Genomic DNA, 16,384 nt, shown 5'->3' with positions numbered 1-16,384 from the left:
ACCCCGCCGGATTAGGAAACTCGGCTGCGAAAGCTTTCAACGAAGCTTTTTGCTATCTGCGATCAGGTCGATGATAAATAAAGAAGACAGGAGCATGGCTCCTGTCCTATGGCTTGTGCGGCCCGATGATATAGACAGTTCGGTTTCGCTTGCGTCCAAACTGAACCGCGTCCGCCTCGGTCCCGACGAAAACGTCGATTTTCGCGCCTTTGATCGCTCCACCTACGTCTTCTGCACGACGGTATCCGATGCCGTCAATAAACACCCACCACCCGAGCGGAATGACTTTCGGGTCAACCGCGATCGTGTGCCCTGCTTTTGCCTTTACGCCCGTAGCTGTACGCCCGTAGCCTGGCGAGCTTGGATGTTTGCCTCCACCTGCCGGTGAATAGGCGGTCAAAGTAACCCCGTTCAGGACCTGTTTTGGCCGGAACACTTTTCCGCCCCGGGAGACCATCCCCGCTGCGGACGCTACGACTCGATTCGATTTGTCATCGATTTGAACAGCAACGGCTGTTCCTACCGCTACAATTCGATCTTTCTTTGGTGTGATTACATCTCGCTTGATCAGCTCACGGGAAACTTCCTTTCCGTTTTCCGTGATGACTTTATAATGACCGATGGCTTTTCCCTCTTGGCCCTCTTGCATGACGCGCGTCGTCCCTTTTGACAATACGGGATCGTTTTTGCGCAGCTCCTGGAAGGCCAGGCGCTCCTCTTGCTGCACGACTTTCTCTTCGACTCGGGTAACGACGATTGTCGTCTGTTTGGAAAGTGAGTCTGTGAGAGCCGGTTTTACCCGGTCCTGCTTGCCTAATGCGATGCCAGCCTCCTGCAGAGCTCCAGCTACATCGCGCTTTAGCGTTTTTACTACTTTGGTCTGCCCGTCCACCTGGACCGGAATTGTCCAGCGTGTATGTAAGGTAATGGTTGTTCCGTCTTTTATTTTCGCGTGAATGTCTGGTTGTAGTAGATCATCTTCCGTTACCGTGATGTTTCGTTCTGCCAAAAACTGTTCAACGGTCGAGGCTTTGGTTCCCACTTTGCGGGTATCTCCGTCCATCGAAAACGTGATCTGTTTTGGCTGGGTTGCTTGGGCAGAGAAATAGCCAATCATGGGAACGAGCACCAGAGCCAGGCTGCCGAGAACGACAATCGCCCGGTTCTTTTGCCTTTCCCACACCGTGCGTAACTCCATTTCCCACACTCCTTTTTTGCTGAAAAGCGTAAAGCTTTTCGAGTCTAGCCAGGCAAGGGTTGATGAAATCGCACCAATATTTTGGAAATTGGCCAGTTCTGAACAAGGTCGGATTTGATTGTATTCTACTTTTTTCTCTTTGTCAAATTCCCCCTGCCGGACTGAGGATTTGATTGCTACCAGCCTAGCATTAACCGTTTGGCGAATGGAAGCGGGTTTCTGTCGAGGGTGCATGTCGATTCCGCAATAATCGTTCGACACATACTTTAATGCTATGCGGGATGTCCTTTGGAAGAACAGGTTTTTTGTTTCTGCTTCTAGCAAAAAGCGCACCTGGCTTTTGCAAAACCCGGTAGCAGCAAGCGTTTACGGCATCCGATTGCACGTGCCTTTGTAGAGTAGAGAACTGAAACTTTCGGGCGACCGTATGGTCGCCTTGCTCATTTCAGCTCCCCCTCATCAAACCGTACGTGAGGTTTTCCCTCATACGGCTTTCCGATGTTCTTCTTTCTTTGGCATTCGGCTTACTTTATCCGGCTAATTTCAATAAACTACCCTGCGTGTTTTGTATGACCTTCAGCTTTCCGGCATGTTTATTCCGCTTGCTTCTTTTCTTGTTGCAGAAGATTGTAAGGCGTTCAATCACATACCAGTCTATCCGTCTTGCCCATCGTTTGGCGATGGGCGAGATGAAGTAGTAGTTCTTGAACCCCCTTAGCTTGCGATTTAGCCCTTTCACTAGCTCTTCTAGAGACAGAAACAGTTTGTTCCTTGGTGCAGTGTATTCCTTAATTTTACGTCTCATTTCCTTCATTGCTTTCTTAGCTGGTACATGAGACATAGCAAATACCTTGCTCCCCCCTTTGTTGAACACGGGGAATTTGCGATGGTGCAGCCCAAGAAAGTCAAACCCAGTGGAATTGTCCCAAATATTAACGAGTCTAGATTTCTCTTTACTGAGACTAAGCTCCAGCTTGTTTAGAATAGCCATCAGCACTTGAATGCTTTCCAATGCTTCTTGTTTGGTTCTGCACATGATAACGAAGTCATCCGCATAGCGGATAAGTGTGCCAAGATGGGAGAATTGATTTTCCCAAATGGTGTCCATGTAGTTTAGATAGATGTTTGAAAGAAGAGGCGAGATTACCCCTCCTTGCGGAGTTCCCAGTTCTGTTTCATGGAATTGATCATTTTCCATGACCCCAGCCTGCAGCCATTGTCGGATAAGTTTCAGAACACGTCTGTCGCTGATTCTCATTTCGACCAGTTTCATCAACTTCTCATGGTTGATGTTGTCGAAATACCCTTTAATGTCAACATCTACGACCCAATAACACCTCTTGCTTGCTTTGCGTATCTGTGCAATTGCCTGGTGAGCATTTCTTCCTGGCCGAAAGCCATAAGAACAGTCCCGAAAATCAGCTTCAAAGATCGGTTCAATGACTAGCTTAGTAGCCATTTGGACCACCCGATCCTTGATCGTCGGGATGCCGAGTGGACGTTTCTTGCCATCCGGTTTAGGGATGTAAGTTCGACGAACCGGATGTGGACGATACCGCTTTTCTTTTAAATCTAGATAGATCTCGTTAAGAAAACGGCTCTCCCCATACTCCTCCACAATCTGTGCGATGGATTGTCCGTCGATTCCTCCGCTCCCTTTATTTGCTTTTACTCTCCTCCAAGCTGTCGCTAGAATATCCGGGCGGTAGATTTTGTCATACAAGGCATGAAATCGCCGTTTTGAGTTTGCCTTGGCACAAAGATATAGGGTTGTCCAAAGTTGTCGAGCTTTTACATCGGTGTAGTTAGCAAGTTTACTTGCATTCACTCACTCTTACCTCCTTCGACCCGTGAACAAAGCAGGGCTCCTTCCCTCCATAAGGTTGTGTTGTCCTTATGTTCATCGGTACTATGAACCCCTCCGACTCCCTCTCTGCCATCCACCACTTCCCTTACGGTTATAGGTTTCCGTTTTACGCTCCTGACGGGGCGTGCAGAGTAGGGTCTCCCCAGTTCCGTTAACTACTTTCTCAACATACCGCTCCCCATACCCCGAGGGATTCATAGGTGCTGTATTCCAAGTTCTCCACACCGTCCTTGGCCTTCGCCCATATGAAACAAGCTCGGCTTCCCTTTGTCCACCTCTCGGTGGTCTTTCTTAACGAGGCTGCAGGATTCACTTTATGTTACGGCCTGCTGATTTGCTCGCACTCTTTCGAGTTACTTTGTCACAGGGCTTCAACCTTAGGATTTCTCCACCAGTTGCCTGTCAGCTACGAGGTGACTTGGCTCCTGCCTCGGTTGGACTTTCACCAACTAGCAATTAACGGCTTGCTGGGCACGCTTCACGAAAAAACGAGCCTGCCCCCAGGGGACAAGCTCGTTTCATTTGTTTTTTGCCTCGACTGTCAATCCAGCCGGAACAGCCTCCGAGCATTCTCGGCAGTCTGTTTGGCCATCTCCTCGTACGTCATGCCATGGATGTTGGCCATCTCTTCGCAGACATAACGGACATAGCCGGATTCGTTTCGCTTTCCGCGGAACGGGTGCGGCGTCAGATACGGACAATCGGTCTCGATCAGCAGGCGGTCAAGCGGCACTTTCGCCGCCACTTCCTTTGGCTGCTTCGCGTTCTTAAACGTGAGCGGACCGCCAAAGGAGATGTAGAAGTTCATATCCAGTGCCATTTTTGCCGTTTCCCAGCTTCCGGAGAAACAGTGCATGATGCCGCCGACCTCAGCCGCCTTTTCCTCTCTCAGGATCGTGATCACATCCTGATGAGCGTCGCGGTTGTGGATGATGATCGGCAGGTTCACCTTCCTGGCCAAACGGATTTGCTTGCGGAACACCTCCGCCTGGACGTCCTTGGGTGAAGTGTCCCAATAGTAATCAAGTCCCATTTCCCCGAGACCGAGCACTTTGGGGTGACGGCTCAGCTCCTCCAGCCATTCCAGATGTTCGTCTGTCATGTCTTTGGCGTCCTGCGGGTGCCAGCCTACGACCGCATAAATGAAATCGTGCTTCTCAGCCAGCTGCAGGCAGGTGGGAATCGTTTCTGCATTGAACCCGATGTTGACGATCGTGCTTACGCCATTTTCCCGGGCACGTGCGATCACCTCTTCGCGATCTTCATCGAATTCCGGGGCGTTGAGGTGCGCGTGCGTTTCAAATAACACGTGTGCGTCCTCCCTTTCCTTATTTCACAATTGCTCCGTTTGGCATGGTCGGGTCTACAGTCGCCAGCGTCAGCTGGTCTCCGACGGATGCCGCCAGAATCATGCCCTGGGACATTTCCCCACGCAGCTTGACCGGTTTGAGATTGGCCACGAGGATTACTTTTTTCCCAACCATCTCTTCCGGCGTGTAGTACTTGGCAATGCCGGAGACGACCTGACGTTTTTCGTAGCCCAGATCCAACTGGAGAATCAAGAGCTTATCCGCGTTTGGATGCTTCGCGCATTCGACTACCTGTGCAACGCGAAGCTCGACTTTGGAAAAGTCGTCGATGCCGATCTCTTCTTTTGCGTCCGCCGGTTTTTCTGCAGCTTGTGCCTCGGTTTGGTTCGTTGCTTCACTCACGGTTGGTTCTCCTTTCAATGCGTCCTGCTTCTTCTTGTTTTCTTCTGCCTGACGGCGGGCTTCTGCTGTCGACTCGTCGATGAAAGCCAGCTCCGCCTGTACATCCAGGCGCGGGAACAGCAGCTCTTTGCGGCTGACTTTGCTTCCAGCCGGAAGGCCTCCCCAGACGCCAGCCGACTCCCAGCTGCATGCCTCCGGTTTGTCGAGAATGCCCAATTGGTCCCAAATTTTTGCAGGTGTTTTGGTCATGTACGGCTGAATGAGGATAGAGCAAATCCGGATGCTTTCCACCAGGTTGTACATGACTGTCGCCAGCCGTCCTTTGGTTTCGTCAGACTTGGCCAGATTCCACGGCATGGTCTCGTCAATGTATTTGTTGGCGCGTCCGACCAATTCCCAGATGTGGGCGAGAGCGTTGCTAAAGCGCATTTCATCCATATGCTCTTCCACCAGTGCTTTGGTCCTGGTCGCCAGACTGATCAGGCTGTCGTCAGGCTCTCCCTTGTCCTGCGGTGCGGGAACGACGCCGTCAAAGTATTTTTCAATCATCGTCGCCGTACGGCTGAGCAGGTTTCCGATGTCATTGGCCAGATCGTAGTTGAGTCGTTGAACAAAGCTTTCCGGGGTGAAGACGCCGTCCTGTCCGAATTGAATCTCGCGGAGCAGGAAGTAGCGAACACCGTCCGAACCATAGCGGTCGATCAGCAGCTTCGGATCGATCACGTTCCCTTTTGATTTGGACATTTTGCCATCGGGCATAAGCAGCCAACCGTGGCCGAACACTTTTTTCGGCAGCGGCAGGTCAAGCGCCATCAGCAGGATCGGCCAGTAGATGGTATGGAAACGAAGGATGTCCTTCCCAACCAGGTGAACATCAGCGGGCCAATAGCGCAAATATTTGCTGTCGTCATCGGACAGATAGCCGAGCGCGGAGATATAGTTGGTCAATGCGTCAATCCAGACGTAAATGACGTGCTTCGGATCGCTCGGAACCTTGATTCCCCAGTCAAATGTGCTGCGGGAAACGCTCAGATCCTGCAGACCCGGCTTGAGGAAGTTGTTGATCATCTCGTTGCGGCGGGTTTCCGGCTGGATGAAATCAGGATTAGCTTCGATGTGCTGCAGCAGTCTGTCTTGATACTTGGACAGGCGGAAGAAGTAGTTTTGCTCCCTCACTTTTTTGACCTCACGCCCACAGTCCGGACAGAAATACCCTTTGTCTGTCTTGCATTGTGTCTCCGTCCAGAAGGCTTCATCCGGCACACAGTAATAGCCCTCGTACTCTCCCAGATAGATGTCTCCCTGGTCAAGCAGGCGTTGGAAAATTTTCTGGACGACCTCTTTGTGGCGAGGCTGGGTGGTGCGAATGAAATCGTCATAGGAAATATCGAGCTTTTCCCATAGATCGCGAATCCAGTCGACGATCGGGTCGATGAACTCCAGCGGCTGTTTGCCGTCTTCTGCTGCTCTCTCCTGCAGCTTTTGCCCGTGCTCGTCCGTACCCGTCAAATAGTAGACATCATAACCGCGCAGTCTTTTGTAGCGGGCCATGGCATCTGCCGCAATGGTCGTGTAGGCGTTTCCGATGTGCAGCTTGTTGCTGGGATAATAGATCGGCGTCGTAATGTAATACGTCGGTTTCATAAGACAAGTGCCCCCCTTGATAAAATAGTAAAAGCCCGCCCCGGATTGGGACGAGCTTTGATCTCGTGGTACCACCCAAATGCTCCGCCTTCTCGCGAATGGCGGACTTGGCAAGTCAGTGCTGCTGACTTCACCTGTAACGTAGGCTTACGTCACGAACTACTGGTGCCAAGGTGCCCGTTCATCCGTGAAACTCAGGGTCCATGTTCGGCTTGGTCGCTTATACCGGTTCGCAGCTACCCCGGCTCTCTGTCATAAGTTTGCAAGCCTACTCTTCCCGTCATGGTCGATCATTTATGCTTCTTTACTATTCTATTGTACACATTGGGTTTTGTTTGTAAACCATTGCCTAGAAACAATCGCGCCTGCCTACTCTCTCGAAAATTTGCATCAGTTTGTCGAACAACAAATGGATATCATCGAAATTTGTCGAATAATATCCTTGGCATTCGACATTAACTGACTGCTTTCCCCCACAAAAATCCCAGTTAGTTTTTTCCATGCACACAGCCATATATACAAACATCACATGTAATTGATGCTCCTGTATGGATTTACAATGCCAAAAACACATTCATCTTCAATTAAATGTAAAATGAATGTTGACACCTTTGGGAATCGCTGGTATGATGAAAACACCGGAAATTGTCGAATATTGACGACTATAAATCCGTTTCAAACAATAAACGACATTTTGAAACATCTTGAGAGGAGAGGCTAGACATGATGAAATCTACAGGTATTGTTAGAAAAGTGGACGAGCTGGGTCGCGTCGTTATTCCAATTGAATTGCGTCGCACTTTGGGGATTGCTGAAAAAGATGCGCTGGAAATTTACGTGGACGGCGAGCGCATCATTCTGAAGAAGTACGAGCCTGCCTGTATCTTCTGTGGCAATGCGGACCGCGTATCCCATTTTAAAGGCAAGATTGTATGCCAAGATTGCCTGTCTGAGATGCCTGCAGTTAAGCGCTAGGCCCTCCTGATCGGAACAATTGCATCTATGATGATTGGATGAATAAAAAAGAGGCTGGTGCGAGAAACCAGTCTCTTTTTTATGTATGGCGGCTAGAGCGGCATCTCCCGGTGGTATTCGTTGTATACGTCCCTTTTCGACACGCCTCTGTCATCTGCCGCTTGTTTGATCGCTTCCTTCTTGCTAAAGCCCTGCTCACAATATCGGTCCACATGCTCCACGACACTGACCTGCATCCACCATTGATCTTCATCCGGATTTTTTTCGGCCTGCCCGGTGAACCCCTCAACGACCAGACAATATTCTCCGCGGGCTTCTCCTTCTCGAATATGCCGGATCAGCTCATCCAGCGTTCCGCGGGCAAACTCCTCATACCGCTTGGTCAGCTCGCGGGCCAAAACCGCCCGTCTGTCGCCCCACTCTTCCCGTATCGCTTCCAATGTTTTTGCGATCCGGTGCGGCGCTTCGTAAAACAGAAGCGTTTCCGGATAAAATTTGAGCCGCTCCAGTTCTTTCCGCCGATCCTTGTTTTCCCGCGGCAAAAATCCGCAAAACACAAACCGGTCCGTAGGCAGACCGGACGCAATCAGTGCTGTCAGCGCTGCATTCGCCCCAGGCACGGGCACGACCGGATACCCTGCCTCTACGGCATCCCTGACCAGATCCGCTCCCGGGTCGGAGATGGCCGGAAGCCCGGCGTCACTTACCAGAGCGATTTGCTTGCCTTCAGCCAACCACTGCAGCAGCCCGCTTCCGCTTGCCTCCTTGTTGTGTTCGTGGTAGCTGACCGTACGCTTCTCGATCTGAAAGTGGGTGAGCAGCTTTCTGGTCTGGCGTGTATCCTCGCAGGCGATTACATCCACAGAGCGGAGTGTCTCCAGGCAGCGGACGGAGATATCGTCCAGATTGCCAATCGGTGTCGCTACCAAATACAGCACACCCTTCTGTTCATCTGCAAAGCTTCGCTGGATGTTCACTCGCATCCTCCCTTCGCTTGACTGATAAGCGCTTCCTTTTGAAGGCGGGAAAGCCGCTTGATTGCTTCCTCCCGTTTCAGCCCCCACGAACGATCCACACCTTCTTCCATGTACATCAGCTCGACAGGGCCCCTTCCTCTCGTATATTTCGCTCCTTTTCCCTCGTTGTGCTCGCGGATTCTTCTCTCCAGCTCGGTTGTGTAACCGGTGTAGTACGTCCCGTCCGCACAACGCAGAATATAGACAAAGTGGCTTTTATGAGAGGGAATCGCGTTTTCCAAAGTAGATCTCCTGAAGTTCTTCACAGTATTCCTCCCCGTTCTCGTAAACAATCAGCGGGGGCTGGATGCGAAGCTCCGGTTTGCCGTTTCTGATTCCCTCGATCAACACCATATTGGGCTCGGCATCGCGTCTTGGATAGACGAGACGCATCCGTTTGGGCTCGATTCCGTACTGGCGCATCAAGGTCACGATGTCGATCAGACGTGTGGACCGATGGACCAAAGCCAATTTTCCGCCATTTTTCAACAGCTGGCTCCCTACCCGAATGACGTCCTCCAAGCATAACCGGATCTCGTGACGGGCAATTGCAAAATGCTCGCTCAAGTTGTGCTCTCCGCTTCCCGCCGGCATGTACGGCGGATTGCAGGTGATCAGGTCGAATTTCCCGTAGCCAAACAACTGCACCGCTTCTTTTACGTCGCCGAGATGCATAGTCAGCCGATCGCCCAGATTGTTTAATTGAACATTGCGACTGGCCATGTCGTACAAACGGGGCTGAAGCTCGATACCCTCAAATACAGCTTCCGGGGAACGCGTCGTCATAATCAGCGGAATCGCTCCGTTGCCGGTACACATGTCCAGCACTCTGCCGCGCTTGGGCACGGAGGCGAAACGTGCGAGCAGCACAGCATCCATCGAAAAACAAAACACTTCATGGCTTTGAATGATTTTCATTTCGTGAGTCAGCAGGTCATCGATCCGCTCCGACTCGTAAAGCGGCACGTTTTTCCCCGAATCCATTCGTCACTTTCTACTCCTTTGCTTTTGCAAGCCACGTCTTTTGCTCATACAGGTCTGAAAAAGCGACCTGTCATTTGGGCCCAGGTCGCTTTCCTTCCTTGTTCAGTTCTGTCGCATTGCTTCATGATTTCTGGTTTTATTTCTGTACCCCGCTGAGGAAAGAGAGGCAGAACAAGCAGTCCCCTTCCTTGCGCAAGCTGCCAAAATGCACATTGCAGATATGGAATCCTTCCGCGTATAAACGCGCTAGATTATCGTATCCTTCTCCGACTACTTTTTTCTTGGCTTCTTCGGTTTTGACCTGCTCGGACCGTTTTTGCTTCGGTGCGGGTTTGGTCGTCTTTTTGTCCAGTCGGTTGCGAAGGTGCTGGTTTTCAACGAGTAATTGGGCGTTCTCCTCCATCAAGACGACGATGACGTCCTTTAATTCGCCAATTTCTTGATACAGATCGCCGATTCGTTCCTCGATACTGGCCATCTTGACGAAGATTTCCCGTTTGTCCACTTGCTCACCTCATCCCCGCTACCTGTTCTTTTTCTATCGACTACTCAAACGTAGGCTGCCCCACGACGATTTCATCCAACGCAAATTCCATAATCCGTCTGTTCTCCGAAAGCTCCACCTGCATCGAGTGATCCAGGATGTTCAAGGAAACCACTCGTCCTACGCCCATCGGCGTCGTGACCGATGCTCCGATGTCAGGCATCTCGTCGCGCGTGCTTTCGTAGTTATCATTTTCATATTTCAGACAGCACATCAGCCGTCCGCACAACCCGGAGATCTTCGCCGGATTCAATGAAAGATTTTGGTCCTTGGCCATCTTGATCGACACGGGCTCGAAATCGCCCAAAAACGTGGAGCAGCAGAGAAGACGTCCACAGGGGCCAATCCCGCCGAGCATTTTGGCTTCGTCGCGAACGCCGATCTGGCGAAGCTCGATGCGCGTGCGAAAGACGGAAGCCAAATCCTTGACCAGCTCGCGGAAATCGACTCGTCCATCCGCTGTAAAATAAAAGATGATTTTATTGCGGTCGAAGGTGTATTCCACGTCGACCAGCTTCATCTCCAGCTTGTGTTCCTTGATTTTCGTCTGGCAAACGGAAAACGCGTTTTTGGCGGCTTGCTTGTTTTCCTCCACCTGCTTCGCATCCCGCTCATCTGCCATCCGGATGACTTTTTTCAACGGCAAAACCACGTCGGAGTCAGCCACTTGCTTGCGACCGATTACAACCTTGCCGTATTCTACCCCTCTCGCCGTCTCGACGATCACGGAAGAATCCCGCTCGATCGGCAGCTGGTCAGGGTCAAAGTAATATATTTTGCCCGCTTTTTTAAAACGGACACCTACAACCTCGTACAAGGTTATCCCTCCTGGATTTGAAGAACCAACCGCTCAAGGGCCAACTGTGCGTTGGCGTTTCGCTCTATCCGATTTTTCGTTTCCATGACCAGATCGATCCCATGCAAGAGCTCAGCTTTTGTCCAAATCAAGGCTTGTCCTTGCAGCACATCCTGTTGGTCGCTGTTGATGAGATGGGCATGTCTGTCTACTTGCACATACAGGATATCGCGCAGCCAAAGGATGAGCAAATCCAAAAAGAGGGGCAGTTCCTCCTTTAATTTGTCGCTCTTTTGCAACATATCGTGAATGGTATAGAGTGCTGAGGAGTTGTGTTGTTTGCATTCCTGCACCAATTGTATCATTACATTTCTTAGCTGTGCAAACCATTCTGCTTGACTGAGCACACGGGCTTCTTCCAAATTTGACGTAATGTGGGACGCGATCCTGGCCATTCCTGCGGAGACGCCCTCCAAGACCAATTTTTCGGCGATGGCTTCGGCAGAAAGTGGAGAGAAATGAATGATTTGACAGCGTGACAGGATGGTAGGCAAAATGGCGTGACTTTGCTCTGTCAAAAGCATGGCAATCACACCGGCAGGGGGTTCCTCCAAAAATTTCAGCAGACTGTTGGCTGCCTGGGTCGTCATTTTGTCTACATGCTCAAGAATGTACACCTTGTGAATCGATTCTACGGCGCGCATTGCCATTTCTTTTTGAAGATGGCGAATCTGATCGATTTTGATGGAAGCCCCATCCGGTGTGATGACCGTAATATCCGGATGGTTTCCGGCCTCAATGCGCCTGCATGAGAGACAGGCCCCGCAGGCATCCGCCTCTTTCTCTTGACAAAAGAGGGATTTTGCCAGATGCAGGGCCATCTGTTTTTTTCCCGCGCCCTTGGGTCCGGTAAACAGGTAGGCATGTGCCAGCCGGTCATTGCGCAGGCTATGATGGAGCAGCTCAGCCGCACGGGGCTGCTGCGAAAATGTTGTCCATGTCATGGTTTTCACCTAAAAATACATATTGATCAGCATCCCGCGAATTTCGCCGATCCGTCCCAGCATGTCGATAATGGGCGAATGGACATCTACGATTTCATCGGCAAGCCGAAGGAGCTGTGCATCTACTTCCTTGATCATTTTATACAGCTTGCTTTGTCCCCGGCGATTCGTCCCACTCCGGTCATCGAGGGCCATTCCGTATTTGACTGCCTCTTCCATGAACTCCTTGATCAGCTGTTTATAGCGGAAAAAATCGCGGATGGAGCGGGAACGGGCGAGAATTTGGCCTTGCTTGTCGATGTCGTTGAAAAGCTTGATCAGCTGGTCTCGGGACATGCGCTGCTCTTCTTCCCTGATCACTTCAGCAAAGGCTGCTTTCCCCGTCTCTGAAGTCTTCCGCATGTCTGAAGCTTTGCCCATATCCGCGATTGGTCTGAATCCTTCGCTGATTTTCATCCGGCACCTCCGACAAGTCTCCTTTGCCGCCTTGTTTCAGTATATACGAAAGCAGCCGCAAAAAGGAGATGCCTTGTACGCATCGTTGTTAAAATGAGTGAAACTGTTGGACATCCAAAACAAAGACCGCAGCGCCACCCACCTGAACCTCAAGCGGATAGGGCATAAACGAGTCGACGGCATTGCTCAAGGGTGAGACAGGGGTGACCATCTGTTTGCGTGATTTGCAGTTCTGTTGAATAATATCAATGACATCCGGCAGACTTTCGTCATTCGTACCAATCAAAAATGTCGTATTGCCTGCGCGCAAAAAGCTTCCGGTACTTGCCAATTTTGTGGCTCGGAAACCCTTCTTCACCAACTGCTGTGACAGACGACCACTGTCTTTGTCCTGAACGACAGCAACCACCATTTTCATACGGCGCTCACCCTTTCCGCGTAGTTTTGGTTTACAGTCGAATACCTGTCTTCCTTCTATAATATGAAGAAAGCTGGGGCAGTGTAACGATATTCTTCTTATTCATAGTATACAGCATGTACACGCAACTACGGTACCCCAACCTTACAAACGCGCCTCGAGCTGCGCTAATGCTTCCGCGAACACCTCATCTGCCGGCCGCTCCGCATCGATGACGATAAACCGATCGGCAAAACGGTCTTTGACAATCTGGTACCCTTCCCTGACTTTCTCATGGAACTCCAGCGCTTCCAGATCCAGTCGATTGACCTCCCGCCCTTTTGTGGCATTGATCCGGGCCAGCCCAACCTCGGGACGGACGTCAAAATACAGCGTCAAATCCGGCATGCAGTCTTCTACAGCAAACTGGTTGATGGCAAATACCTCGTCAATCCCCAGCCCTCTGGCGTATCCCTGGTAGGCAAGGCTGCTATCTATAAAACGATCGCATAGAACCAGTTTACCCTCTGCCAACGCAGGAAACACCTTTTCCGCCAAATGCTGCCTTCTCGCCGCTGCATAGAGCAGGGCTTCGGTCCGTTTGTCCATATTGACGTACTTTGGATCGAGGATGATCTCGCGAATTTTTTCAGCGATCTCAATGCCGCCCGGCTCCCGCGTCAGCATGACATCCCAGCCCTTTGTTCGCAGTTCGTCATACAAGCGGGCTGCCACGGTCGATTTTCCGGCCCCATCTGCTCCTTCTATGGTGATGAACCGACCAGTCTTTCTCGTTGTCACGACAATTGCTCCCTCCACATTTCAAATGAGCAGCCCGGAAGCTGCCTGCCCGGCGCTTCCGCATCAAAGTGCGGTTACCGGACGACTACTATCGAATCGAGCCGGGAATCCCGGACTCCCTGAAATCTGACCTGGCTTTTTCTCAGTTCTTTCAGCAAGGCAAGGAAGGATTCATCGATCCTCTCGCCCGGGGTCAACAACGGAATTCCCGGCGGGTAAGGAATGATCATTTCTCCCGCTATCCGCCCCAGCGACTGCTCCAGAGGCACACTGACCAGCGGGGCGTCCATCGCCTCGTGGATCGGCATCGCCTGCTCGCGCAAAAAGCTGGAGGAGACGATTCCCGGTTGCAGAATGCGTTTTGGCTGACGATCTGGCTTCTCCGGGATCGATGTCAGTGCATGCAGTAGCTGATCGATATCCGCCGGCCTGGTACCTGACGAGGCTGCCAGCAAAACATGCCCTGTGTCTGCAAGCTCGGGGTAAATCCGGAAATCCTCCAGAACCTGCTGCAGCCCGAACCCGTCCAAATCGGCAGCCCGCGGCATGAGCATCAGCTTTAGCGGATCCATCGTGCTATATACACTCGTGGACTCGATTCCCGCAAGCTCCAGCCATGACATTTCGCGGACAGCCTCCCTCAGCTCGTCCAGTAACGGGAGAAGCTCATCCCACTCCTGGGCCGCTTCCATAACGAGATGGCGTCTGGCGAGATCCAGCGAGGCCATCAACAGGTAGGACGGGCTGGATGACTGCAGCAGCGCGAGGCTGCGGGCCAAACGCTCCCGGTCGATCCGGTTGCCCTGTACATGCAGCATGGACGACATCGTGAGCGCCGTCGTCATTTTATGCGTGGACTGCACCGCAGCATCCGCCCCGCTTTCCATGGCCGACTGCGGAAAAGCCGGGTGAAAGCCGTAATGCGAGCCATGCGCCTCATCGACCAGCAGCGGCACGCCAAAGCGGTGAACCGTGGCGGCCATCTTGGCAAGGTCGATGCCCATGCCGTAATAGGTTGGATTGGTTAAAAAGACGGCTTTCGCATCCGGATGGGCAATCAGAGCCCGCTCTACGTCCTCCCGGCGCAAGCCTGCAGCAACCCCGCTGGCCGGATCGACCGCAGGCACAATATAGACCGGATTGGCTCTAGCCAGCATCATGCCGTGAAAAACGGATTTGTGGCAATTGCGCTGCACCAGAATTTTCTCACCGGGGCGACAAACCGCCATAATTAACGCCATATTTCCGACTGTGCTGCCCCCGATCAAAAACCGGGTTTCCTCGGCACCGAATGCTTCCGCCGCCAACTCCTGGGCTTCCGCAATCACGCCTTCGGGATGGTGCAGATCGTCCATCCCGGTTATTTCCGTCATATCCAGCTCCAGTAAGGGACCGAATGTTTCCCTGCCGATCTGGTCAAAGCTGTGTCCCATTTTATGTCCAGGCACATGAAAAGGATGCGGATGCCTGCTTGCGTGTTTGACTAACTGTTCGTACAAGGGAGCGCGCCGCTGCCTCTCCCCGTAGCCAGGGCTTTTTTCCCGCACGAGCTTCACGTCCTTTTTTTCAACTTTTTTCATTGTAGCATGATTTTACCCGCAAGTCGGCGAAAACGGAAAAAGGCACGGGCCCTTTGGCCAATGCCTTTTTTGAACGTAGCTACGCGTCTTTTGTGAGCCAGATGCGTCTCATCTGATGAATAAAAAATGGATATTTGGCATCTTGTACGTCAGTGTGCACCATTTCCTGCTCGCAATGTTGGCAGATAAACTGCTCACAGATCGCGATCCCGTCCAATCGTTCTTCCTCACAGACGATGCATCGCTGAGCAACTCTTTCCATAGTAAACGCCTGCCCTTTTCCCTCAATCTACCAACCATTATACCCCATTATAATCGGCTCCATTCCCAAACGTTCGTGTTTTCGCCGATAGCTCGGTAGATTATCCGGCATGATTCTGCTTCTTCTATAGGAAAGCATGAACAAGCATCGATGACAATCGGTTTGGCCATCTCCCTGGCCAGCACAGGCAGCGGCATCTCCGAAATAACCGGATCGGCGGTCCCAATCATCAGCAGATCCGACTGGGACAGGGCTGAACGCCAATCCTCGTATACAGACCATTCGGCGGGTACGGTTTCGGCTTTGGCGTGATCGACTGCGGAGGAGAACAGCCGAACTTCCTTTCCAAGCAACCCGCTTGCAGGAAATTGCAGCCAAAACGAAATATTTCCCCACAGTGTAATCCTATGTACATTTGTTCTTTTTAACACTTGCTGAAGCTGCTGGTCCAACCAGCGGCAGAGCCGTGTCTGGCTCTTCCGCTCCGGGTACAGCCAGCCTTGTCCGACTCGTTTGTCCATGCCGAGTGCACGCGCCAGCACCTGGATTCGCAGCTGCGAGCCTTCTTCGTCACATACCTCGCCAAGGCGCATAAAAAACCGTTCTTTCCACGTCAAATAAAGTCCCAGCTGACGGACAGCCTCGTCAACCTCACCTCTGCGGCATAGGAGCGAAATTATGTTTCGCCGGGCGAGCTGCCGACTCAGTTTTCGCATCCATTTGCCAGACGGCTCTCCGCCCAGCAGCACTTTGTCTCCGTCCGAAAAACGGAACATCCGGATCACTTCCCACCCGGGATGGGCAGCCGACCATTCATCTGCCAGCCCCGCCCGGATTTTGTCCCCATAGACGAGCAATAGACGGGGACCATCCCCCGCCTCAACAATTTGGATCCGATCCTCTACATGGTTGTCCGGCTGACCGCCCACCAGAATGCCGTCCGCTTGAATGCTTGCTCCGCTTTCCTCCCCGGAGCATATCTCCAGCCCGAGCTTGCGCAGTTCGGCCTTCCGCGATTCCGAAAGAGTCACACCGGAGATTTCCCTGAGTGTGATCATATCCTCTGGCAATATCGTTCTCCGCCTCCTGTTTCGTCGTCCTCTGCCAAGACATGCCCGTCTTCCTCGCAAAGAGAGGCTATGCCATAA

General features: G+C 51.9%; 17 protein-coding genes and 1 other annotated feature. Of the genes, 1 reads left to right on the top strand and 16 read right to left on the bottom strand.

The genetic code is table 11. The features are described 5' to 3' along the window. Positions 1–106: 106 nt before the first annotated feature. The 4 genes from NSQ24_RS00720 to metG all read right to left on the bottom strand — a co-directional run bounded on the left by NSQ24_RS00720 (position 107) and on the right by metG (position 6,421). Positions 107–1,198, bottom strand: a complete 1,092-nt coding sequence (locus tag NSQ24_RS00720; protein WP_031933416.1) for a 3D domain-containing protein — start codon at positions 1,196–1,198, stop codon at positions 107–109. Positions 1,199–1,727: 529 nt separating this feature from the next. Beyond that, the gene (gene ltrA, locus NSQ24_RS00715; RefSeq protein ID WP_024985477.1) at positions 1,728–3,026 is read right to left on the bottom strand and encodes a group II intron reverse transcriptase/maturase; all 1,299 of its coding nucleotides are present in this window, start codon (positions 3,024–3,026) and stop codon (positions 1,728–1,730) included. A gap of 580 nt (positions 3,027–3,606) precedes the next feature. Further along, on the bottom strand, positions 3,607–4,374 hold the full coding sequence (locus NSQ24_RS00710) for a TatD family hydrolase (RefSeq protein WP_003390214.1): 768 nt from the start codon (positions 4,372–4,374) through the stop codon (positions 3,607–3,609). Positions 4,375–4,393: 19 nt separating this feature from the next. Then, the gene (gene metG / locus NSQ24_RS00705) at positions 4,394–6,421 is read right to left on the bottom strand and encodes a methionine--tRNA ligase (protein ID WP_003390213.1); all 2,028 of its coding nucleotides are present in this window, start codon (positions 6,419–6,421) and stop codon (positions 4,394–4,396) included. 43 nt (positions 6,422–6,464) lie between these two features. Beyond that, positions 6,465–6,714: a binding site (T-box leader), on the bottom strand. Between the two features lie 430 nt (positions 6,715–7,144). On the opposite strand from metG, the gene NSQ24_RS00700 reads away from it, so the two are divergent. Continuing rightward, positions 7,145–7,396 (top strand): AbrB/MazE/SpoVT family DNA-binding domain-containing protein, encoded by a 252-nt coding sequence (locus NSQ24_RS00700; protein ID WP_003390211.1) that lies wholly within the window; start codon positions 7,145–7,147, stop codon positions 7,394–7,396. Positions 7,397–7,488: 92 nt separating this feature from the next. On the opposite strand, the gene rsmI is transcribed toward NSQ24_RS00700, so the two are convergent. The 12 genes from rsmI to NSQ24_RS00640 all read right to left on the bottom strand — a co-directional run bounded on the left by rsmI (position 7,489) and on the right by NSQ24_RS00640 (position 16,306). Next, the gene (rsmI, locus tag NSQ24_RS00695) at positions 7,489–8,373 is read right to left on the bottom strand and encodes a 16S rRNA (cytidine(1402)-2'-O)-methyltransferase (protein ID WP_003390209.1); all 885 of its coding nucleotides are present in this window, start codon (positions 8,371–8,373) and stop codon (positions 7,489–7,491) included. Beyond that, positions 8,370–8,654, bottom strand: a complete 285-nt coding sequence (locus NSQ24_RS00690) for a GIY-YIG nuclease family protein (RefSeq protein ID WP_003390207.1) — start codon at positions 8,652–8,654, stop codon at positions 8,370–8,372. Before NSQ24_RS00690 ends, rsmI begins: the two co-directional genes overlap by 4 nt. Next, positions 8,629–9,396 carry a tRNA1(Val) (adenine(37)-N6)-methyltransferase gene (locus NSQ24_RS00685; protein WP_003390206.1) on the bottom strand — a complete coding sequence of 256 codons (768 nt, stop codon included), beginning with the start codon at positions 9,394–9,396 and terminating at the stop codon, positions 8,629–8,631. The genes NSQ24_RS00690 and NSQ24_RS00685 overlap by 26 nt, the downstream gene beginning before the upstream one ends. 136 nt (positions 9,397–9,532) lie before the next feature. Next, a complete protein-coding gene (gene yabA / locus NSQ24_RS00680; RefSeq protein ID WP_003390205.1) occupies positions 9,533–9,901 on the bottom strand; it encodes a DNA replication initiation control protein YabA in 369 nt (122 codons plus the stop codon). Positions 9,902–9,941: 40 nt separating this feature from the next. Further along, complete coding sequence (locus NSQ24_RS00675; protein WP_003390204.1) at positions 9,942–10,757, bottom strand: stage 0 sporulation family protein; 816 nt, start codon at positions 10,755–10,757, stop codon at positions 9,942–9,944. A gap of 2 nt (positions 10,758–10,759) precedes the next feature. Next, complete coding sequence (holB, locus tag NSQ24_RS00670) at positions 10,760–11,740, bottom strand: DNA polymerase III subunit delta' (protein ID WP_024984326.1); 981 nt, start codon at positions 11,738–11,740, stop codon at positions 10,760–10,762. A gap of 9 nt (positions 11,741–11,749) precedes the next feature. Then, positions 11,750–12,196 carry a YaaR family protein gene (locus NSQ24_RS00665; RefSeq protein WP_024984325.1) on the bottom strand — a complete coding sequence of 149 codons (447 nt, stop codon included), beginning with the start codon at positions 12,194–12,196 and terminating at the stop codon, positions 11,750–11,752. Positions 12,197–12,284: 88 nt separating this feature from the next. Beyond that, a complete protein-coding gene (locus tag NSQ24_RS00660) occupies positions 12,285–12,614 on the bottom strand; it encodes a cyclic-di-AMP receptor (RefSeq protein ID WP_003390201.1) in 330 nt (109 codons plus the stop codon). A gap of 144 nt (positions 12,615–12,758) precedes the next feature. Beyond that, positions 12,759–13,400, bottom strand: a complete 642-nt coding sequence (gene tmk, locus NSQ24_RS00655) for a dTMP kinase (protein ID WP_031933413.1) — start codon at positions 13,398–13,400, stop codon at positions 12,759–12,761. 68 nt (positions 13,401–13,468) lie between these two features. After that, entirely contained in the window at positions 13,469–14,974 is a 1,506-nt protein-coding gene (locus NSQ24_RS00650; RefSeq protein WP_152562266.1) for an aminotransferase class I/II-fold pyridoxal phosphate-dependent enzyme, read from the bottom strand. Between the two features lie 79 nt (positions 14,975–15,053). Beyond that, entirely contained in the window at positions 15,054–15,236 is a 183-nt protein-coding gene (locus NSQ24_RS00645) for a sigma factor G inhibitor Gin (RefSeq protein WP_003390198.1), read from the bottom strand. Positions 15,237–15,283: 47 nt separating this feature from the next. Then, complete coding sequence (locus NSQ24_RS00640; protein WP_024984322.1) at positions 15,284–16,306, bottom strand: hypothetical protein; 1,023 nt, start codon at positions 16,304–16,306, stop codon at positions 15,284–15,286. Positions 16,307–16,384: the final 78 nt, after the last annotated feature.

Source organism: Brevibacillus sp. FSL L8-0520, from assembly GCF_037963895.1.
Lineage (GTDB): Bacteria > Bacillota > Bacilli > Brevibacillales > Brevibacillaceae > Brevibacillus > Brevibacillus borstelensis.
The sequence above is the reverse complement of the archived record's forward strand: the minus strand, read 5'-3'. Positions and strand labels throughout refer to the sequence as shown.

Coding starts and splice junctions, on each gene's coding strand:
- NSQ24_RS00685 (WP_003390206.1), bottom strand. CDS start 9,396: ATGGATTCGGGGAAAAACGTGCCGCTTTACGAGTCGGAGCGGATCGAT.
- holB (WP_024984326.1), bottom strand. CDS start 11,740: ATGACATGGACAACATTTTCGCAGCAGCCCCGTGCGGCTGAGCTGCTC.
- NSQ24_RS00700 (WP_003390211.1), top strand. CDS start 7,145: ATGATGAAATCTACAGGTATTGTTAGAAAAGTGGACGAGCTGGGTCGC.
- NSQ24_RS00665 (WP_024984325.1), bottom strand. CDS start 12,196: ATGAAAATCAGCGAAGGATTCAGACCAATCGCGGATATGGGCAAAGCT.
- NSQ24_RS00650 (WP_152562266.1), bottom strand. CDS start 14,974: ATGAAAAAAGTTGAAAAAAAGGACGTGAAGCTCGTGCGGGAAAAAAGC.
- NSQ24_RS00645 (WP_003390198.1), bottom strand. CDS start 15,236: ATGGAAAGAGTTGCTCAGCGATGCATCGTCTGTGAGGAAGAACGATTG.
- metG (WP_003390213.1), bottom strand. CDS start 6,421: ATGAAACCGACGTATTACATTACGACGCCGATCTATTATCCCAGCAAC.
- NSQ24_RS00720 (WP_031933416.1), bottom strand. CDS start 1,198: ATGGAGTTACGCACGGTGTGGGAAAGGCAAAAGAACCGGGCGATTGTC.
- NSQ24_RS00660 (WP_003390201.1), bottom strand. CDS start 12,614: ATGAAAATGGTGGTTGCTGTCGTTCAGGACAAAGACAGTGGTCGTCTG.